This window comes from Micromonospora sp. NPDC005087, from assembly GCF_042872965.1.
Classification (GTDB): domain Bacteria; phylum Actinomycetota; class Actinomycetes; order Mycobacteriales; family Micromonosporaceae; genus Micromonospora.
The window spans coordinates 25,140-42,192 of sequence record NZ_JBIALB010000003.1; the positions used below are offsets into that span (position 1 = coordinate 25,140).

Consider the following 17,053-nt stretch of genomic DNA (forward strand, 5'->3'; position numbering starts at 1 on the left):
AGTTCCCGTGTGCCCGCGCCGCCGTGCACTGCTACCCGGCGAGCCGCCGCGGGGACGACCGCCAGCAGCCTCAACGACAGGGAGTCCGCCTCCGATGTACGCGATCGTCAAGACCGGCGGCAAGCAGTACAAGGTCGCCGAGGGCGACGTGATCGAGGTCGAGAAGCTCACCGGTGCTCCCGGTGACGCGGTGAAGCTCACCGCAGTGCTCCTCGTCGACGGTGACGACCTGGTGACCGACGCGGCGAAGCTTGCCGAGGTCGCGGTGTCCGGCGAGATTGCCGCGCACACCAAGGGCCCGAAGATCAAGATCCACAAGTTCAAGAACAAGACTGGCTACCACAAGCGCCAGGGTCACCGCCAGCCGCTGACCCAGGTCAAGGTGACCGGCATCTCCAGCGGGAAGTAGGTCGTCCTCCAATGGCTCACAAAAAGGGTGCGTCCAGCTCGCGTAACGGTCGTGATTCCGCGGCCCAGCGACTCGGCGTGAAGCGCTTCGGTGGTCAGGTTGTCAGCGCCGGTGAGATCCTCATCCGGCAGCGCGGCACCAAGTTCCACCCCGGCGACCTGGTCGGCCGTGGCGGCGACGACACGCTGTTCGCGCTGTCCGCCGGTGCGGTCCTGTTCGGCACCAAGCGCGGTCGCAAGACCGTCAGCATCGTTCCGCAGCAGTAGCTCTCAAGCTTTGCGGGCCGCGGACCTCCGGGTCCCGGCCCGCTTCGCTTTTTTCGCAGTGCGGGGTCGAACCTCGCTGGAAGGATTGACGCCGTGGCGACGTTCGTTGACCGGGTCGTGCTGCATTTGCAGGCCGGCGATGGCGGGCACGGTTGTGCCTCGATCCACCGCGAGAAGTTCAAGCCCTTCGGCGGGCCGGACGGCGGCAACGGCGGGCACGGCGGCAGCGTGTCCCTGGTGGTCGACCCGCAGGTGACCACGCTGCTCGACTTCCACTTCCGCCCGCACGTCAAGGCCGACAGCGGCAAGGGTGGCGCGGGGTCGAACCGGGACGGGGCCAACGGCCACGAACTGGTGCTCAAGGTGCCCAACGGCACCGTGGTGCAGACCCTCGACGGCACCGTGCTGGCCGACATGGTCGGCGCCGGCACCACCTTCGAGGTGGCCCGCGGCGGGCGTGGCGGGCGAGGTAACGCCTCGCTGGCCAACGCCAAGCGCAAGGCTCCCGGCTTCGCCGAGCTGGGTGAGCCCGGCGACCACCTCGACGTGGTGCTGGAGCTCAAGAGCGTCGCCGATGTGGGCCTGGTGGGCTTCCCGTCGGCCGGCAAGTCGTCGCTGATCTCGGTGATCTCCGCCGCGAAGCCGAAGATCGCCGACTACCCGTTCACCACCCTGGTGCCCAACCTCGGCGTGGTCCGGGTGGACAACCACACCTTCACCGTCGCCGACGTGCCGGGCCTGATCCCCGGCGCGGCCACCGGCAAGGGGCTGGGCCTGGAGTTCCTGCGGCACATCGAGCGCTGCGCAGTGCTGGTGCACGTCATCGACTCGGCGACGCTGGAGCCGGGCCGCGACCCGGTCGCCGACATCGAGACCATCGAGGCCGAGCTGAACGAGTACGGCGGGCTGGCCGACCGGCCGCGACTGGTGGCCGTGAACAAGGTCGACGTGCCGGACGGCCGCGACCTCGCCGAGATCGTGCGCCCCGACCTGGAGGAGCGCGGTTACCGGGTGTTCGAGGTCTCCGCGGCCACCCGGGAGGGGCTCAAGGAGCTCACCTACGCGATGGCCGAGCTGGTCGACGCGCAGCGCAAGGCCGCGCCGCCGGCCGAGCCGACCCGGATCGTGATCCGGCCGACGGCCGTGGACGACGAGGGCTTCACCATCACGGCCGAGACCGACGGCTCGTTCACGGTCCGGGGCGTCCGACCGGAGCGGTGGGTCAAGCAGACCAACTTCGACAACGACGAGGCGATCGGCTACCTGGCCGACCGGCTGGCCCGGCTCGGGGTCGAGGACAAGCTGGCCAAGGCCGGCGCGCAGCCCGGCGACCTGGTCCGGATCGGTGAGCGCGAGTTCGACTGGCAGCCGACGCTCTACGCCGGCGTGGAGTTCACGCCCGGCAACCGGGGCACCGACGTCCGGCTGGAGGCGAGGTCGAACCGGGCTCGTGCGGCCGAGCGGCTCGCCGCCCGCAAGGCCCGCCGGGTGCGTTCCGGGGACGAGGTGGGCGCCGACGCGTCCGACGACATCGTCGACATCGACGACGAGGACGACGCCGAATAGCCCGTTGCGCTCCGTGATCGGGTTGATTGCCGGAAACCTCCGCGAAATCCACCCCGCCTAGCGTGGGGTGATGCTGATCGAAGCTCGGCCCGCCATCGATCCGGAGATCGCCGCACTGGTCACCGCGCAGCAGCGTGAGGTGCGCGAGGCCGACGGCGGGTTGGACGGGCAGGTCACCGTCACCCACGACGACATCCGCTACCTCGCCGTGGTGGTGAACGGCCGGGCGGTCGCCTGCGGCGGGCTCCAGTCGATCGACGCCGCCACCGGCGAGGTCAAGCGGATGTACGTCCGTCCGGCGTCCCGAGGTCGGGGCATCGCCCGCCAGCTGCTGGCCGCGCTGGAGGAGCTGGCATTCCGCCAGGGGCACTCGGTGGTCTGCCTGGAGACCGGCACCTACCTGCCGGCCGCGATCGGGCTCTACACCTCGTGCGGCTACGACCGGATCCCGGCGTACGGCGAGTACGTGCACAACCCGTACAGCGTCTGTTTCGCCAAGCGGCTGCCGGTCGCGGCCTGACGGCCCCGTGCCGCGGTGCCGGCGCTCAGGCGCCGGTGCTGGCGTGCGCGACGGTGACCGGCTTCGACTCCGGCGAAGCGTGCTGGCGCAGGACGATGCTCAGCACGATCAGGGCGCCGACCGCGAGGAACTCGCTCTGCCAGTTCTGCATGGACTGGAACCAGAAGTCGCTGGTGCCGAGGAAGTCCCACACCCCGATCGGCGGTGCGCCACTCTGCAACGCCTGCTCCTGGTTGTACGCGGCGGTGCCACCGAGCAGGTGGCCGACGAATGAGCCAGCGAAGATCAGCAGCAGCGCGATGGAGAGGCTGTTGCGGTAGACGACCAGCGGCAGGCCGCCGACGCGTACCGGCCAGGGCGACTGCGGGGTGGCCCGGCGCTCGTCGTCCTCCGGCCGGTCGGTCTGGTCCACCGGCTTCGACTCGGCCGAACCCCGCTGCACCAGGTGCGCGGTGAGCAGCACGTACCCGCCCATCTGGAGGAACTCCGACTCCCAGTTCTCGAAGACCGCCTCCGCGAAGTGCCCACTGGTCAGGTAGGCCGGCCAGCTCAGCGGCGCCGCGCCGAACTCGGTCAGCTCCTCGTTGTGGGTCTGCCAGCCGAAGACGCTCTGCAGCACCAGGAAGACCAGGAACGCGCCGAGCATGGCGACGGTCAGGGCGTTGTCGCGCAGCCAACGGGGCATGTCACACCTCTTTCGCGAATCACCCCCGGGATACCCCTGCCGGGATGACCGCCAAACCGCTCAAGCGCCAGTTCAGGGCCGGTCGATCGGCGTGTCGAGACGTCCGCCGGTGCCAACCTGGTTGGAGAGCAGCAACCCGAGCGTGAGCATGCCGAAGCCGAGCGCGAGGTGCAGCCAGTTGTCGGCGGCGTTGACCGGCAGGATGTTCACCCCGCCGTCCTCGTCGATCGCCTCGACCGCCAGGCCGTACAGCCAGAGGGCGAGGTAGATCGCACCGCCTCCGGCCAGGAAGAGCCGGGCGCCGCCGATGCTGCGGGCCAGCGCCAGGCCGACCAGCCCGAACAGCAGGTGTACGGCGTTGTGCAGGATCGAGATCTGGAACAGCCCGAGCAGCCGGGCGTCCGAGTGGTGGCTGGCGAACCGCAGCTCGCCGTAGTCGGTGGTGATGCCGGGGATGAAGCCGAGGATGCCGATCAGCAGGAAGACGCCGGCCACGATCAGTGCCGCCGTCTGCACCCGAGGCCGGGGGCCGGTTGGTCGGCCCCCTCGCGCGTCTCGTGCCATCGCTGCCCCCTCCGTGGATCTGCCGGCCCCGCGAACCTCACTGTCCGCAGCGGCGACGTGACGCAGCCCGACGATCCTCCATTTTGAAGTCGATCCCACCGGCCGCGCAGAGAAATGCACGAAGAGGCATGGAAGCCGGAACGCAGGGTAGGTGAATCGTCAGCGGCCGCGGCAGCGCGGTCGCATCCCCCCAGCACAACCGCGACGACTTTCCGAGCGGAAGGGAAATCATGACTTACGATCTGTCACCCACGTCTTCCACGTACGGGCAGGAGTCGACCAACGGCGGAGGCGTCCGCGACCAGGCCCGCCAGGTTGGATCCGAAGCCGCGCACGCCGGTGGCGCGGTCGCGCAGACCGCGAAGGAGCAGGGCACCGAGGTCGGCCGTGAGGCGGCCCGGCAGGCCCGCAACCTCTACGGCGAGGCGCGCAACCAGCTCGCCAGCCAGACCGGCGAGCAGCAGCGCCGCGCGGCCGGTGGGCTGCGTTCGTTCGCCGACGAGATGTGCTCGATGGCCGAGCAGGGTGGCCAGGCCGGCCCGGTGAGCGAGCTGGCCCGCCAGGCCGCCGACCGGGTGCACGGCGTGGCCGGCTGGCTCGAGGAGCGCGAGCCCGGCGACCTGATCACCGAGGTACGCGACTACGCGCGGCGCAACCCGGGCACCTTCCTGGTCGGCGCGGCGGTGCTCGGCGTGCTGGCCGGTCGCCTGACCCGCAGCATCTCCGCCGCCGGCGACGACTCCGGCAACGGCTCGACGGGTCACCGCGGCGCCGGCGCGTACGACCCGGAGCAGACCGCGGTGATCCCGACGCCGCCGGCGCCCCGCACGGTGCCGGACGCCGTTCCGCAGGGCGGCTACCTCGACCCGACCCCCGGCGCCTACGCCGAGCCGACCCCCGGCGCCTACGCCGAGCCGACCCCCGGCGCCTACGCCGAGCCGACCTCCGGCGGGTACGCCGAGCCGACCGGCACCGGCCAGCCGCTGCCGCCGGTGAGCCAGACCGACCCGCTGCCGGGCGTGCCGTCCGGCGGCAGCACCCGCCCGTGAGCCACCGAGTCATCCGAAGGGAGGCGACGGCATGACGATGCCGACGCAGGGGTCCGGACTGGACTCCGGTTACCACCCCGACGCGGGTGCCCCGCACAGCGCGGCGGAGGTGAAGGGCAGCTCGCTCGGTGAGCTGATGCGCCAGGTCACCAGTGACCTGTCGACCCTGATGCGCCAGGAGGTCGAGCTGGCCAAGGCCGAGATCCGCCAGGAGGGCAGGAAGGCCGGCAAGGCCGCCGGGCTCTTCGGCGGCGCCGGCTTCGGCGGCTACATGGTGGCGCTCTTCGTGTCCATCGCCGTGTGGCAGTTCCTGGACAACGTCATGGACTCCGGCCTGGCCGCGCTGATCGTGGCCGTGATCTGGGCCGTGGTCGCCGGGGTCCTCTACTCCATGGCCAAGAAGAACGCCCAGCACGTACGCGGGCTCAAGCAGACCAACGACAGCGTGCAGCGGATCCCCGACGCGCTCAAGCCCCACCCGGAGGGAGTCACCCGATGAGCACCGATCCCGACCAGATCCGCCGGGAGATCGAAGCCACCCGCAACAACCTGAGCTCCGACGTGGACGCGCTGGCGTACAAGGTCAGCCCCAGCCGCATCGTCGACGACCGTAAGCAGCGGGCCCGCTCCGCGCTGCAGAATGTGAGGGACAAGGTCATGGGAACCGCGTCTGACCTCGGCCACGGCACCGGCCACGCCGCCCACTCGGTGGGCGACCGCGCCTCGTCGGCGGCCTCCAGCGTCAGCGACGCCGCGCAGTCGGCGGCCTCCACCGTCAGCGCCGCCGCCCACAGCGCGCCGCGGGTCATCCGGCAGAAGTCCGAGGGCAACCCGCTGGCCGCCGGCCTGATCGCGTTCGGCGTCGGCTGGCTCGCCTCGTCGCTGATTCCGGCCACCCGCCGGGAGCAGCAGGCCGCGACCCAGCTCAAGGAGAAGGCCAGCGAGCACAGCGGGGTGGTGACGGAGAAGCTGGGCGAGGTGGCCAGCGAGCTCAAGGAGGAGCTGCGCGAGCCGGCTCAGCACGCCGCGGAGTCAGTGAAGTCCACCGCCCAGGACGCGGTGCACGCGGTCAAGGACGACAGCAGGTCGGCCGCACAGGACGTCAAAGACCAGGCGCAGCAGTCCCGCCAGCAGGTCAGCTCCTGACCCCACCCGTACCAACCCCGACGGCTCGCGGCCACCTCGGTGTCCGCGAGCTGTCGCGTTGTCAGCGGGGCCGCAGCGCGCGGGTCGAGTGGGCGGCCCGGCGGAGGCGGGTGTCGCCGTAGCGGACTCCTCCGCGCAGGAACCGCTGACCGACCGCGAGCCAGCCGCAGACGCCGCGTTCCAGCAGCCAGAGCGGGGCCGCCAGCGCGGTGCTCGGCGGGAAGACCGCGTCGCCCCCGGCGCGGCGGCGGCCGAGCTCGGCGAGGGCGGCGGTGCCGGCCGCCGCGCCGAGCAGCAGCCCGGACCGGCGGGCCGCGACCGCCGCCGCCAGCGCCGGCAGGACCGCGAGCGCGGTCAGCAGGCGGACCGGCTGGGCCAGATCGTCGTACGCCTGGCGGACCCGTTGGCCGCGGAAGTGCGCGGCGTCCGGTGGCAGCCGGCGTACGTACAGCCAGGCCGGCGTGGCCTCGGTTCCGCCGTACGCCCGCACGGTGCGGATCAGCTCCAGGTTCTCGAAGAGCACGTCCGGGTCGTACCCGCCCATGCCGAGGAAGGTGTTGCGGCGCACCGCCAGGGTGCCCGGGTAGTCCGCCCCGAGCGCCCTGTTGAGCAGCGTCCGACCGGTGTCCCACCAGGCGTGCCAGGGCAGCGGGGCGAAGTAGTTCTGCGGCCGGACCAGATCCACCCGGCCGAGCAGCCGGTGCACCGCGCGCAGCCCGGCCTCGTCGTACCGGACGTCGTCGTCGGCGATCACGACGTGTTCGTGGCCGGCCGCGCGGACGCCGGTGAGCACCCCGGTCACCTTGCCGTTCAGCCCGCGCAGGGTGGGGTCGGGCGGGAGGTGCCGGCGGACCAGCCCGCGCCACGCCGCGGCGTGGCGGGCGAAGACGTCCGGTGGGGAGCCGTCGACCACGATCAGCTCGACGCGGCCGCCCAGCCAGCGCAGGTAGTCGGTCAGATCGGCCAGGCCGGTGTCGACGGTCCAGCGCAGCGGCAGCACGTACGCTATCGGCAACGGGGGCGGCGCGGTACCGTCCCGGCCGCGGCCGGGGTCGAAGGGCAAGCGTGCCTCCCGGGCAGGCGGTGGGTCAGGCGGTGCGGCGGATGTTGGTGAGGGTGAGACCGGTGGGGGGTAGCGCCGGCATCCGGTGCAGGTCCAGGGCCAGGTCCTGTGGCGGAACCTCGTAGCGCATGGCGCTGGTCAGGTTGGTGACCGCCCGTTTCATCAGGTCGATGGTGATCCACTCGCCGGCGCAGCGGTGCCCGGTCCAGTGGTCGCCACCGCCCTGCGGGATCAGCTGGAACGCGTCCACGGGACGGCCGGCGAACCGCTCCGGGCGGAACAGCTCCGGCTCGGGCCAGAGCGCGGGGTGGTGGTTGGTGCCGTACAGGTCGAGGAGCACCCGCCGCCCTCGCGGGAAGTGGTGGCCCTGCCAGTCGAAGGAGCGCCGGACCTGGGCCGCGGCGGCCGGAAAGAACGGGTAGTACCGGCGTACCTCCTGCACGAACTGCTCGGTGGCCTCGTCGTCGCCGCGGACCCGTTGCCGCCAGGCGGGATGGTCGTGCAGGGCGAGCGCGGCGAAGACGATGAACCGGTCCACGGCGACCGTCGGCCGCAGCACGTTGAGCAGCTCGACCGCGGCGATCCGCCGGGGGAGCAGCCTGCCCCGCGCGTCGCGGTGCTCGGCGATCACCTTCAGCGCGCTGCCGGCGGGGGCCGGGAGAATGCCGATCCGCGTCCGCTCGATGATGTCGGCGATCCAGCGTTCGGCCCGGCGGCGGGCGAGCAGGCCCCGCCAGTGCCGGGGACCGACCATCGCCGGGGCTTCGATCATGGAGTGCAGCTCGACGGTACGGCGGTCGACCTGCGACGCGGCCAGCGGCACCCCGGCCCAGGCGCAGACCACCCGGGTCAGCAGCCGGCCCAGCTCGTCGTAGAGCGTCACCGGCGTCGCGCTCTCCCAGGCCGGGATCCGAGCCTGCCACTCGTCGTCGAAGAGTTGGCCGAGCTGCCCGATGGCGGCCGGCGTCATGATCGACATGAGCATCGCCTTGCGGTCCCGGTGCTCCGGCCCGTCCAGCCCCTGCACGCCGCCCCGGCCGGTCAGGGTCCGCTGTACCCGCGTCGGCATCGCCTCGCGCCGCTGGAAGCGCTCGGCGTCGTAGAACAGCGTCGCCGCCGGCCGGCCGCGCAGGCAGATGGTCGGGGCCAGCAGGATCCGGGTCTGGAAGACGTCGCTGCCGTACCGGTCGCAGCGCTCGCCGATGAACCGGTAGCCGGCGCGGAGGAACGCCAGCGTGCTGTCCGGGCCGCGGTCGGCCGGCATGGTTGCCATCGGGTCTCCTCACGTGCGGATGCCGGCCGGTCTGCTCGGCCGGGTGCGTCTACCCAGGTCGGGGCTCCTGAACCCACCGCTGGCATCGGTCGCGCGCCGGCTGGCCGGTGCGGCTCGGCCACCGGATCGGCGTCCGCTGGCCCCTCCCACCGGCGCGGGAACCTGGTTGAGTTTCGGGTGAGTGGCCGGCGGCGGCGAGGGCCGGGGCGGCTGGGGCCGGTGTTGCGGCCGGTCCGCGACAAGGGATCACGGGGAGGGCGTATGCGGGACAACAGATCGCCGCACTGGCGGCAGCGGCGGGCGGTCGGGGGTCTCGGCGCGGACCGGATCCGGGACCGGGGGGCGCTGATCGGGCCGCCCCGGCGGCCCACCCGGCCGCACCGGTTCTTCACGGTGCACCTGGGCTTCACGGCTGCCGGCATGGCCGACGCCCGCGAGCTGGCGGTGGCGTACGCGGAGGCGCTGAGCCTGCTCCGCCCGGAGCTGGCGCTCGGCGCGGCGGCCCTGTCGCCGGCCGATGCCTGGCACCGGGCCGAGCGGCTGTTCTGCGGGGCGGTCGGCCCGGACGGCGAGCGCTGCGTCGACGTGGCCGAGCATCTCGGCTTCCACCACGCCCCCGGTCCCGGCGGCCTCGGCTGGGGCGACGGCGACGGCCCCGGCGATGGTTGACCGATGGCTGACGCCCGGCCCCGGGTCGGCGACGTGGGAGTGCCGCGGGCGTCGAAACACCCCCACACCGCCGAGCCGGCGTGCGAGTTCAGTCCAGGTCGAACTCGCCGTCCTGCGCGCCGGCGACGAACGCGTCCCACTCCGCCTGGGTGAAGACCAGCACCGGCCCCTCCGGCTGGGCGGAGTTGCGCATCCCGATCAGTTCGTCGACGAACGCGACCTCGACGGCGCTGTCGGAGGTGTCCCCGTCGGCCCGCTGCCAGACCGCCCGAGAGAGGTCGAAGTCGCCCTTGGGGTGCTGCGCCATGGTTCTTTCCTCCAGTGCCGAGGGTCGTGTGGTGACCGCGTGCGGATCCCCATCGGGCAGGATAAGCGGATGCCGAGCCTGACCCGTGTAGAGGCGACCGCGCGTGGCGCGGCGATTACTGTCGAGTCCTATCAGGTGGACCTCGACCTGACCGGTGGCGGCGAGCTGTTCCGCTCCCGCGTCGAGATCCGGTTCCGGGCGACCCCCGGCACCGCGACCTTCGCCGAGATCAAACCCGCCAAACTCCTGGCGGTACGCCTCAACGACCGCGACGTCGACCCCGGCGCGTTGACCGACAACCGGCTCCCGCTGACCAACCTGGCCGCGGAGAACACCCTGTTCGTCGAAGCGGAGATGGCGTACTCCAACACGGGGGAGGGCATGCACCGCTTCGTCGACCCGGCCGACGGCGAGACCTACCTCTACGCGGTGACCTTCCTCGACAACGTGCAGCGCATCTTCGCCGCGTTCGACCAGCCCGACCTGAAGGCGTCGTTCACCCTCACGGTCACCGCTCCACCCGAGTGGACGGTCGCCAGCAACGCCGAGGTGGCCGCCAACCCCGCGCCCGGGCGTTGGGAGTTCGCCCCGAGCGCGCCCCTGGCCACCTACTTCTTCTCGCTGATCGCCGGCCCGTACCACGTGCGGCGGGCCGAGCACGACGGCGTGCCGCTGGGCATCTACTGCCGCCGGTCGCTGGCCGAGCACCTGGACGCCGACGCGGAGGAGATCTTCACCGTCACTCGGCAGTGCCTGGACCGGTTCCATGAGCTCTTCACCGAGCGCTACCCGTTCGGCAAGTACGACCAGGCGTTCGTGCCCGAGTTCAACGCCGGCGCGATGGAGAACCCGGGCATCGTCACCTTCCGCGACGACTACGTCTTCCGCTCGGCGGTCACGGACACCCAGCGGGAGCTGCGGGCCACCACCATCGCCCACGAGATGGCGCACATGTGGTTCGGCGACCTGGTCACCATGCGCTGGTGGGACGACCTGTGGCTCAACGAGTCCTTCGCGGAGTACCTGGGCACCCGGGTCACGGCCGAGGCGACCCGCTTCGACCAGGCGTGGACCACGTTCGCCATGCGCCGAAAGGCCTGGGGGTACGCCGCCGACCAGCGCCCCTCCACCCACCCCGTCGCTCCGGAGGAGGTGGCCGACGCCGACGAGGGCCTGCTCAACTTCGACGGCATCTCGTACGCCAAGGGCGCCAGCGTGCTGCGGCAGCTCGTCGCGTGGCTCGGTGACGAGGCGTTCCTCGCCGGCCTGAACGCGCACTTCGCCGCGCACCGCTTCGGCAACGCGACCCTCGCCGACCTGCTGGCCAGCCTCTCCGCCGCCAGTGGCCGGGACCTGTCCGGCTGGGCTGAGCTGTGGCTGCGCCAGGCGCAGGTCAACACGCTGCGCGCCGAGGTCGCCGTCGACGCCGACGGCCGTTACACCGAGGTGGCCGTGGTGCAGACCGCGCCCGAGTCGCACCCGGTGCTGCGTCCGCACCGGATCGGTGTGGGCCGCTACTCGGCGGACGGCGCGGTGGAGCGCGACGAGGTGGACCTCGACCCGGCCACCGACGGCGGGCGGACCGTGCTCGACGGGCTGACCGGCGCCCCGGCGGCCCGGCTGCTGCTGCCCAACGACGGCGACCTCACGTTCGCCAAGGTGCGCCTCGACCCGGCGTCGGCGAACGCCGTGCCGCTGGTGCTGCCCGGGCTGGCCGACCCGCTGGCGCGGGCGGTGCTCTGGAGCGAGGCGCTGGACGCGGCGACCGATGGCGAGCGGCCAGTGACCGGCCTGGTCGAGCTGATGGTCGCCGCGCTGCCGGCCGAGACCGAGGTGATCATCGCGGAGGACGTGCTCACCCTGAGCCGGTCGCTGGTCGACCGCTACCTCGATCCGCTGACCCGCGCCGCGGCGCTGGCCCGGGTCGCCGGGGCGTGCCGGCAGTTGCTCGACGGCGCGCCGGCGGGGGAGTCGTTGCAGCTCGCCGCCGCGCGGGGCTGGATCGCCGCGACCACCGACGCCGACCTGCTCACCGGCTGGCTCGCCGGCCGCGACGTGCCGACCGGGCTGAAGGTCGACGCCGAGCTGCGCTGGTTGGTGCTGCGCCGGCTGGTGGTGCTGGGCGCGGCCGGCGCGGCGGAGATCGACGCCGAGGTGGCGGCCGACCGCAGCGCCACCGGCGCCGAGCGGGCCGCCCGCTGCCGCGCCGCCCTGCCCGATCCCGCCGCGAAGCAGGCGGCGTGGGACATCATCGTGGGGGGCACCGAGCTGTCCAACCGGCTGCTGGAGGCGACCGCCGAGGGCTTCTGGCAGCCCGAGCAGGGCGAGCTGACCGCGGCGTACGTCGAGCGGTACTTCGCGGACATGCCGGCCGCCGCGCGTCGGCGTACTCCCTGGACCGCCGACCGCGTGGCCACCCTGGCGTTCCCCCGCTACGCCGTGGCGCAGCCGACGCGGGAGGCGGCCGCGGCGCTGCTGGCCCGCGACGACCTGACCCCCGGCCTGCGCCGGGTGGTCACCGACGCCGACGACGACCTGCGCCGCGCGCTGGTCGCCCGGACGGCGGTGGCCGCCGCGGCGGCCTGAGAGGGCAGGCGCGGGGTGGCTGGCGGGCCACCCCGCGCCCCGGCTCAGCGCAGCGCCGGCTCCGTCGTGACCGGGGCGTCCCAGTCGATGACGTAGCGCTGTTCGGCGGCGACCGTCTTCTCCGGGTCCATCGCGGTGCGCGCCAGCAGCGGCATCAGCAGCGGCATGAGCGTCCGGGCGACCGGCCCCGGCGCCTTGGCGTGGTTGATCCGCGCCGCTCGGGCGGCGACCTTTTCGACCCTCGCGCGGCGCAGCCGCTCGAACGCGGTGAACGCCGATGCCACGTCCGGCAGGTCACGCAGGCAGCGGGCGAGCTGCACGGCGCTCTCGATCGCCAGTGACGCGCCCTGACCGGAGCTGTTCGACGGCGCGTGCGCCGCGTCGCCGACCAGCACCATCCGCCCCCGGTGCCAGTGCGGCACGGGCGGCATGATCTGCAACGCGCCGACGACCTGGAGCTCGTCGGCGCTGCTGGTCGCCGTCAGTTCCCGGCCCGGATCGTCGTCGCCGTAGCTGCTGCGCAGCGTGTCCAGCCATTGCGCCGCCGGCACCGCGCGGGCCTCGACCAGGCTCAACGGCCGCTGGTGCGGCAGGTTGGCACCCCAGCGGGTGCCACCGCCGGGCTCCGGCCAGTAGAGGTAGTAGCCGCGTCGCCCGAACGCGAAGGTCATCGTGCCCGGCTCGGCGTCCACCTCGTGCCGGGCCACCGCCTCGAAGCCGAGCAGCCCGGTGAACCGGGGGCCGGGCGCGGCCGGGTCGATGAGACCGCGAACGGTCGAGCGGATGCCGTCGGCGCCGACCAGGACGTCGGCGGTGGCGGTGCTGCCGTCCTCGAAGCGGGCGGTCACGCCGCTCTCCGTCTGCTCGGCGGCGACCAGCCGCTTGCCGTACGCGAACGGGACGCCCTCGGCGACCGCCCGGTCGTGCAGCACCCGGTGCAGCTCGGCCCGGTGCACCACGCGCAGCGGTGGCACCCCGGCGAGCGTGGGCAGGTCGATGCGGCGGCGGCCGACGGCCATCACGGTGCGCTCGATCGGGGTGGCGATCGCGGTCACCGCCTCGTCCGCGCCCACCGTGCGCAGTGCCGCCACGCCGTTGGGCGCGAGCGCGAGGGTGCCACCGATGCCACCGATGCCGCCGACCCCGCTGGCGGTGGCGGGGTACGCCTCGTGGACGGTGGCGGTGATGCCGGCGCGGCGCAGCGCGAGCGCCGTCACCGGACCGGCGATGCCGCCGCCGATGACGATCGCGGTTCGTACTGTGGTCATGCTCTCTCCCTGGGTGTCGTCGGTTCGTGCGCGTGCGAACCGACCTGGGAGGGAGCGCGGTTATCCTCGTGGTTGCCGCTTCGGGCCGGGCGCCTTCCCAGGTGTCGGTTCGAGGTAAGGGCTCCGGCGGGGTGTTGGCGCACCCCGCCGGAGCCGTCCGTCAGTCGGGGGTGTCGGGGGCCGGGGTGCTGGTCCTCTCCGCCAGCTCGGCCAGCTCTGCCGGTATCTCGCCGGTCTCGTGGAAGGCCCGCCAGGTGTCCAGACCCGGGTAGCTGCCCGAGGTCAGCTCGGCGAGCAGGGCCCGCAGCCAGGCCGCTTCCGCGGCCCGCATGGCCAGGTCGTACTCGGACTCCACCAGGAACAGCCGCGGGATCTCCCGTAGGTGCGCGTCGAGCGTTGCGCGGTCCTGGCCGATGGCGTCGTCCAGCAGGTCGAGCCGTTGCCGCAGCAGGTCGGTGGCTTCGTCGGGATGCAGCGCGGCGAGCACGGACAGGCCGGCCCGGAAGCGGGGATGCTCCGGCATCGGGGTGGAGACCAGCTCGCGGGCCCAGTCGACCAGCTCCGCCCGTCCCACGTCGGTGATCCGGTAGACGGTGCGTTCGGGGCGTCGGCCGTCACGGACGCTTTCCACGGCCTCGATCATGTCGTGTTTGTCCATGTTGCGGATCACCGTGTAGAAGGATCCCCACTTGAACTCCATGTCCTGGTCCTTGCCCCAGGCGCGTAGTGCGGTGGCGATCTCGTACGGGTGCATCGGCCGCTGGACCAGGGCGGACAGCACGGCCAGCGCCAGCAGGTTGCCGACCTTGCGCCGCTTCGGCACGACACCCTCCTCCTTCTCGTTCCCGATTACTTGTTGGCGAGTATATGCGCACGAGTCGTCGCACCGCGACCCCCGGGTCGATGGCCTTTGTTTCCTCGCGTGTTTGGAGCGGGATCAGGTGTGCCCGTCGCCGGGCCGGAGCGGTGGTCCACGATGCCCGGCCTACGATCACGGGGTGGAGGAAGACATCCGGCGGATCGGGATCATGGGCGGCACCTTCGACCCGATCCACCACGGGCACCTCGTCGCGGCCAGCGAGGTGGCCGACCGTTTCGGCCTGGACGAGGTGGTCTTCGTCCCCACCGGGCAGCCGTGGCAGAAGACCGACGAGCCGGTCAGCCCCGCCGAGGACCGGTACCTGATGACGGTCATCGCGACCGCCTCCAACCCCCGGTTCCAGGTCAGCCGGGTCGACATCGACCGCAGTGGGCCGACCTACACGGTCGACACGCTGCGCGACCTCCAGGCCGAGTACGGCCCCAAGGTGCAGCTGTTCTTCATCACCGGCGCCGACGCGCTGCAACGCATCCTGTCGTGGAAGGACCTCGACGAGATCTTCGAGCTGGCCCACTTCATCGGGGTGACCCGGCCCGGCTTCCAACTCACCGACAGGCACCTGCCCGCCGACACCGTCAGCCTGATCCAGGTGCCGGCGATGGCCATCTCGTCGACCGACTGTCGTGCGCGGGTGGCCCGGGGCGAACCGGTCTGGTATCTGGTGCCCGACGGTGTGGTGCAGTACATCGCCAAACGGAACCTGTATCAGCGCTGACCATGCCCGGTTCGCCCCCATTCATGCGGCTAATCGACCAGAACTGACAAGTCGAGGCGACGCCGGGTATGAGACGCTTGGAGGATCGCACGGTTGATCGAAGGAGAACGGTGACAGTTTCCGAACGCGCTCACGAGCTGGCGATCGCCGCCGCCCAGGCCGCCGCCGACAAGAAGGCGCAGGACATCACCATCATCGACGTCGGCGACCAGCTCGCCATCACCGACGCGTTCCTGCTCGCCGCCGCCCCCAACGAGCGTCAGGTGCTGGCCATCGTCGACGCCATCGAGGAGCGCCTGCTGGAGCTGCCGGAGAAGGCCAAGCCGGTGCGGCGCGAGGGTGAGCGTGGTGGCCGCTGGGTGCTGCTCGACTACGTCGACATCGTGGTGCACGTCCAGCACACCGAGGAGCGCGAGTTCTACGCGCTCGACCGGCTCTGGAAGGACTGCCCCACGATCCCGTTCGTCGACCGCGACCTCGTCGAGGCCGACGCCAGCGGGTCCGCCGCGGCCGAATGACCCGGCTGATCATCTGGCGGCACGGCAACACCGACTGGAACGCCGCCAACCGCGTCCAGGGGCAGACCGACGTACCCCTCAACGAGCTTGGCCGCGACCAGGCCCGCGACGCCGCCCCGCTGCTCGCGTCGCTGCGTCCCGACGCCATCGTGTCCAGCGACCTGAGTCGCGCCGCGGAGACCGCCGCCGCGCTGGCCGCGCTGACCGGCCTGCCGGTCCGCACCGACGCCCGGCTGCGCGAGCGGCACTTCGGGCAGTGGCAGGGCCTGTACCTCACCGAGGTCGCCGAGCGCTTCCCCGCGGAGTACGCCCGCTGGCGGTCCGGCGACCCGGCCCCGGGCGCGGGCCTTGAGCCCCTGCACGACCTGGGCCAGCGGGTCGCCGCCGCGTTGCAGGAGGCGGCCGACGCGACACCCGGCGGCACCGTGGTGATCGCCACCCACGGCGCCGGCTCCCGGCAGGGCATCGGTCACCTGCTCGGTTGGGACGCCGGCGTGCTGCGCAGCATCGGCTCGCTGGTCAACTGCCACTGGACCGAGCTGCGGCACGACGACGTCCGGGGCTGGCAGCTGTGGGCGCACAACATCGGCATGATCACCGCCCCGGCCGTCGTCGACGCGGTCTGAACGCCGTCCATCGCGGCCGGCCCCGCTACCTGTCGCACGATTGCGCCTCGGCGTTCACCGCCCCGATCGACTAGCGTGCGGGCATGCCCGTCGCGGTCGTCATCGACTCCACCGCCTACCTTCCCCCCGACCTGGTGCAGGCGCACCGGCTGACCGTCGTGCCGCTGACCGTCGTGCTCAACGGCGCGGAGGGACTGGAGGGGGTGGAGACCCAGCCCGCCGACGCCACCCTGGCGCTGAGCGGCCGGCGGGTCACGGCCAGCACCTCCCGGCCGGCGCCCGAGCAGTTCGCCCAGACGTACCGCCGGCTCCTCGACGCCGGCGCCGACGGGATCGTCTCGGTGCACATCTCCGCGAGCCTGTCCGGCACGGTCGAGGCGGCCCGACTGGCCGCCGCCGACCTGGACGGCCGGGTCGAGGTCGTGGACAGCCGCTCGGCCGGCATGGGGCTCGGCTTCCCGGCCATCGCGGCCGCCACGGCCGCCGAGGCCGGTGCCGACCTGTCCGGTGTACGCGACGCGGCCCTCGCCACCGTCGTCCGGACCACCGTCTGGTTCTACGTCGACACGCTGGAATTCCTCCGCCGGGGCGGCCGGATCAACGCCGCCGAGGCGCTGCTCGGCACCGCCCTGTCGGTCAAGCCGATCATGCACATGCCGGACGGCTCGATCGTGCTGCGGGAGAAGGTGCGCACCGCCAGCCGGGGAGTGGCCCGGCTGGTCGACCTGGCCGTCGAGGCGGCCGGCGACGACGAGGTGGACCTCGGGGTGCACCACCTGGCAGCTCCGCAGCGAGCAGAAGCACTGCTCGCCGCCCTCACCGAGCGACTCGGCGACCGGCTGCACGACACGTACGTCTCCGAGGCGGGCGCCGTCGTCGCCGCGCACGCCGGCCCGGGGTTGGCCTGCGTCGTCGTCCACCGCAGACCGGGCGGCTGAGCCAG

Annotated in this window: 20 protein-coding genes; 13 read left to right on the forward strand and 7 right to left on the reverse strand. The window is 72.6% G+C overall.

The annotated features are described in order from the left end of the window. The first annotated feature begins 94 nt into the window (after nucleotides 1-94). The 4 genes from rplU to ACFYPS_RS08265 all read left to right on the forward strand — a co-directional run bounded on the left by rplU (nucleotide 95) and on the right by ACFYPS_RS08265 (nucleotide 2,761). A complete protein-coding gene (gene rplU, locus ACFYPS_RS08250) occupies nucleotides 95-409 on the forward strand; it encodes a 50S ribosomal protein L21 (RefSeq protein WP_074313742.1) in 315 nt (104 codons plus the stop codon). 11 nt (nucleotides 410-420) lie between these two features. Beyond that, nucleotides 421-675 carry a 50S ribosomal protein L27 gene (rpmA, locus tag ACFYPS_RS08255; RefSeq protein WP_074313740.1) on the forward strand — a complete coding sequence of 85 codons (255 nt, stop codon included), beginning with the start codon at nucleotides 421-423 and terminating at the stop codon, nucleotides 673-675. 93 nt (nucleotides 676-768) lie between these two features. Then, a complete protein-coding gene (gene obgE, locus ACFYPS_RS08260; RefSeq protein WP_354965627.1) occupies nucleotides 769-2,241 on the forward strand; it encodes a GTPase ObgE in 1,473 nt (490 codons plus the stop codon). A gap of 70 nt (nucleotides 2,242-2,311) precedes the next feature. After that, a complete protein-coding gene (locus tag ACFYPS_RS08265) occupies nucleotides 2,312-2,761 on the forward strand; it encodes a GNAT family N-acetyltransferase (protein ID WP_387323636.1) in 450 nt (149 codons plus the stop codon). A gap of 25 nt (nucleotides 2,762-2,786) precedes the next feature. Here ACFYPS_RS08265 and ACFYPS_RS08270 read toward each other — a convergent pair whose 3' ends face one another. Together ACFYPS_RS08270 and ACFYPS_RS08275 are read right to left on the reverse strand one after the other, a co-directional pair. Beyond that, nucleotides 2,787-3,446 (reverse strand): DUF6766 family protein, encoded by a 660-nt coding sequence (locus ACFYPS_RS08270; RefSeq protein ID WP_354965625.1) that lies wholly within the window; start codon nucleotides 3,444-3,446, stop codon nucleotides 2,787-2,789. A gap of 72 nt (nucleotides 3,447-3,518) precedes the next feature. Continuing rightward, a complete protein-coding gene (locus ACFYPS_RS08275; RefSeq protein ID WP_354965624.1) occupies nucleotides 3,519-4,010 on the reverse strand; it encodes a DUF4383 domain-containing protein in 492 nt (163 codons plus the stop codon). 230 nt (nucleotides 4,011-4,240) lie between these two features. On the opposite strand from ACFYPS_RS08275, the gene ACFYPS_RS08280 reads away from it, so the two are divergent. The 3 genes from ACFYPS_RS08280 to ACFYPS_RS08290 are packed head-to-tail and all read left to right on the forward strand — an operon-like array spanning nucleotide 4,241 to nucleotide 6,205. After that, a complete protein-coding gene (locus tag ACFYPS_RS08280; protein ID WP_354965623.1) occupies nucleotides 4,241-5,059 on the forward strand; it encodes a hypothetical protein in 819 nt (272 codons plus the stop codon). A gap of 31 nt (nucleotides 5,060-5,090) precedes the next feature. Next, the gene (locus ACFYPS_RS08285; protein ID WP_354965622.1) at nucleotides 5,091-5,558 is read left to right on the forward strand and encodes a phage holin family protein; all 468 of its coding nucleotides are present in this window, start codon (nucleotides 5,091-5,093) and stop codon (nucleotides 5,556-5,558) included. Further along, complete coding sequence (locus ACFYPS_RS08290; RefSeq protein WP_354965621.1) at nucleotides 5,555-6,205, forward strand: DUF3618 domain-containing protein; 651 nt, start codon at nucleotides 5,555-5,557, stop codon at nucleotides 6,203-6,205. The genes ACFYPS_RS08285 and ACFYPS_RS08290 overlap by 4 nt, the downstream gene beginning before the upstream one ends. 61 nt (nucleotides 6,206-6,266) lie before the next feature. Here the strand turns inward: ACFYPS_RS08290 and ACFYPS_RS08295 are convergent, their stop codons facing one another. Both ACFYPS_RS08295 and ACFYPS_RS08300 read right to left on the reverse strand, forming a co-directional pair. After that, nucleotides 6,267-7,268 carry a glycosyltransferase gene (locus ACFYPS_RS08295; protein WP_354965620.1) on the reverse strand — a complete coding sequence of 334 codons (1,002 nt, stop codon included), beginning with the start codon at nucleotides 7,266-7,268 and terminating at the stop codon, nucleotides 6,267-6,269. A 25-nt stretch (nucleotides 7,269-7,293) separates the two neighbouring features. Next, on the reverse strand, nucleotides 7,294-8,541 hold the full coding sequence (locus ACFYPS_RS08300) for a cytochrome P450 (RefSeq protein WP_354965619.1): 1,248 nt from the start codon (nucleotides 8,539-8,541) through the stop codon (nucleotides 7,294-7,296). Nucleotides 8,542-8,802: 261 nt separating this feature from the next. Between ACFYPS_RS08300 and ACFYPS_RS08305 the strand changes: the two genes are divergently transcribed. Continuing rightward, nucleotides 8,803-9,210, forward strand: coding sequence for a hypothetical protein (locus ACFYPS_RS08305; protein ID WP_354965618.1), 408 nt, complete (start codon nucleotides 8,803-8,805; stop codon nucleotides 9,208-9,210). An 88-nt stretch (nucleotides 9,211-9,298) separates the two neighbouring features. Here the strand turns inward: ACFYPS_RS08305 and ACFYPS_RS08310 are convergent, their stop codons facing one another. Beyond that, nucleotides 9,299-9,517: a DUF397 domain-containing protein gene (locus tag ACFYPS_RS08310; protein WP_354965617.1), complete on the reverse strand. Its 219-nt coding sequence runs from the start codon at nucleotides 9,515-9,517 to the stop codon at nucleotides 9,299-9,301. A 69-nt stretch (nucleotides 9,518-9,586) separates the two neighbouring features. On the opposite strand from ACFYPS_RS08310, the gene pepN reads away from it, so the two are divergent. After that, on the forward strand, nucleotides 9,587-12,103 hold the full coding sequence (gene pepN / locus ACFYPS_RS08315) for an aminopeptidase N (protein WP_387323644.1): 2,517 nt from the start codon (nucleotides 9,587-9,589) through the stop codon (nucleotides 12,101-12,103). 44 nt (nucleotides 12,104-12,147) lie between these two features. Here pepN and ACFYPS_RS08320 read toward each other — a convergent pair whose 3' ends face one another. Continuing rightward, nucleotides 12,148-13,371, reverse strand: a complete 1,224-nt coding sequence (locus ACFYPS_RS08320) for an FAD-dependent monooxygenase (protein WP_354965615.1) — start codon at nucleotides 13,369-13,371, stop codon at nucleotides 12,148-12,150. Nucleotides 13,372-13,531: 160 nt separating this feature from the next. Next, on the reverse strand, nucleotides 13,532-14,194 hold the full coding sequence (locus tag ACFYPS_RS08325) for a PadR family transcriptional regulator (protein ID WP_354965614.1): 663 nt from the start codon (nucleotides 14,192-14,194) through the stop codon (nucleotides 13,532-13,534). Between the two features lie 175 nt (nucleotides 14,195-14,369). Between ACFYPS_RS08325 and nadD the strand changes: the two genes are divergently transcribed. From nadD to ACFYPS_RS08345, 4 genes are all read left to right on the forward strand, one after another. Continuing rightward, a complete protein-coding gene (gene nadD, locus ACFYPS_RS08330; RefSeq protein ID WP_354965613.1) occupies nucleotides 14,370-14,966 on the forward strand; it encodes a nicotinate-nucleotide adenylyltransferase in 597 nt (198 codons plus the stop codon). A 110-nt stretch (nucleotides 14,967-15,076) separates the two neighbouring features. Then, nucleotides 15,077-15,484, forward strand: a complete 408-nt coding sequence (rsfS, locus tag ACFYPS_RS08335) for a ribosome silencing factor (protein ID WP_354965612.1) — start codon at nucleotides 15,077-15,079, stop codon at nucleotides 15,482-15,484. After that, on the forward strand, nucleotides 15,481-16,110 hold the full coding sequence (locus ACFYPS_RS08340; RefSeq protein WP_354965611.1) for a histidine phosphatase family protein: 630 nt from the start codon (nucleotides 15,481-15,483) through the stop codon (nucleotides 16,108-16,110). The genes rsfS and ACFYPS_RS08340 overlap by 4 nt, the downstream gene beginning before the upstream one ends. Nucleotides 16,111-16,193: 83 nt before the next feature. Further along, complete coding sequence (locus ACFYPS_RS08345; RefSeq protein ID WP_354965610.1) at nucleotides 16,194-17,048, forward strand: DegV family protein; 855 nt, start codon at nucleotides 16,194-16,196, stop codon at nucleotides 17,046-17,048. The last annotated feature ends 5 nt before the right edge of the window (nucleotides 17,049-17,053 follow it).

Excerpts from the sequence above, each read along its gene's own strand:
- ACFYPS_RS08300 (WP_354965619.1), bottom strand. The coding sequence starts at position 8,541 with ATGGCAACCATGCCGGCCGACCGCGGCCCGGACAGCACGCTGGCGTTC.
- rpmA (WP_074313740.1), top strand. The coding sequence starts at position 421 with ATGGCTCACAAAAAGGGTGCGTCCAGCTCGCGTAACGGTCGTGATTCC.
- ACFYPS_RS08290 (WP_354965621.1), top strand. The coding sequence starts at position 5,555 with ATGAGCACCGATCCCGACCAGATCCGCCGGGAGATCGAAGCCACCCGC.
- ACFYPS_RS08275 (WP_354965624.1), bottom strand. The coding sequence starts at position 4,010 with ATGGCACGAGACGCGCGAGGGGGCCGACCAACCGGCCCCCGGCCTCGG.
- rplU (WP_074313742.1), top strand. The coding sequence starts at position 95 with ATGTACGCGATCGTCAAGACCGGCGGCAAGCAGTACAAGGTCGCCGAG.
- ACFYPS_RS08285 (WP_354965622.1), top strand. The coding sequence starts at position 5,091 with ATGACGATGCCGACGCAGGGGTCCGGACTGGACTCCGGTTACCACCCC.
- ACFYPS_RS08345 (WP_354965610.1), top strand. The coding sequence starts at position 16,194 with ATGCCCGTCGCGGTCGTCATCGACTCCACCGCCTACCTTCCCCCCGAC.
- ACFYPS_RS08280 (WP_354965623.1), top strand. The coding sequence starts at position 4,241 with ATGACTTACGATCTGTCACCCACGTCTTCCACGTACGGGCAGGAGTCG.
- ACFYPS_RS08320 (WP_354965615.1), bottom strand. The coding sequence starts at position 13,371 with ATGACCACAGTACGAACCGCGATCGTCATCGGCGGCGGCATCGCCGGT.
- ACFYPS_RS08265 (WP_387323636.1), top strand. The coding sequence starts at position 2,312 with ATGCTGATCGAAGCTCGGCCCGCCATCGATCCGGAGATCGCCGCACTG.
- ACFYPS_RS08305 (WP_354965618.1), top strand. The coding sequence starts at position 8,803 with ATGCGGGACAACAGATCGCCGCACTGGCGGCAGCGGCGGGCGGTCGGG.
- pepN (WP_387323644.1), top strand. The coding sequence starts at position 9,587 with ATGCCGAGCCTGACCCGTGTAGAGGCGACCGCGCGTGGCGCGGCGATT.
- ACFYPS_RS08340 (WP_354965611.1), top strand. The coding sequence starts at position 15,481 with ATGACCCGGCTGATCATCTGGCGGCACGGCAACACCGACTGGAACGCC.
- ACFYPS_RS08270 (WP_354965625.1), bottom strand. The coding sequence starts at position 3,446 with ATGCCCCGTTGGCTGCGCGACAACGCCCTGACCGTCGCCATGCTCGGC.
- ACFYPS_RS08310 (WP_354965617.1), bottom strand. The coding sequence starts at position 9,517 with ATGGCGCAGCACCCCAAGGGCGACTTCGACCTCTCTCGGGCGGTCTGG.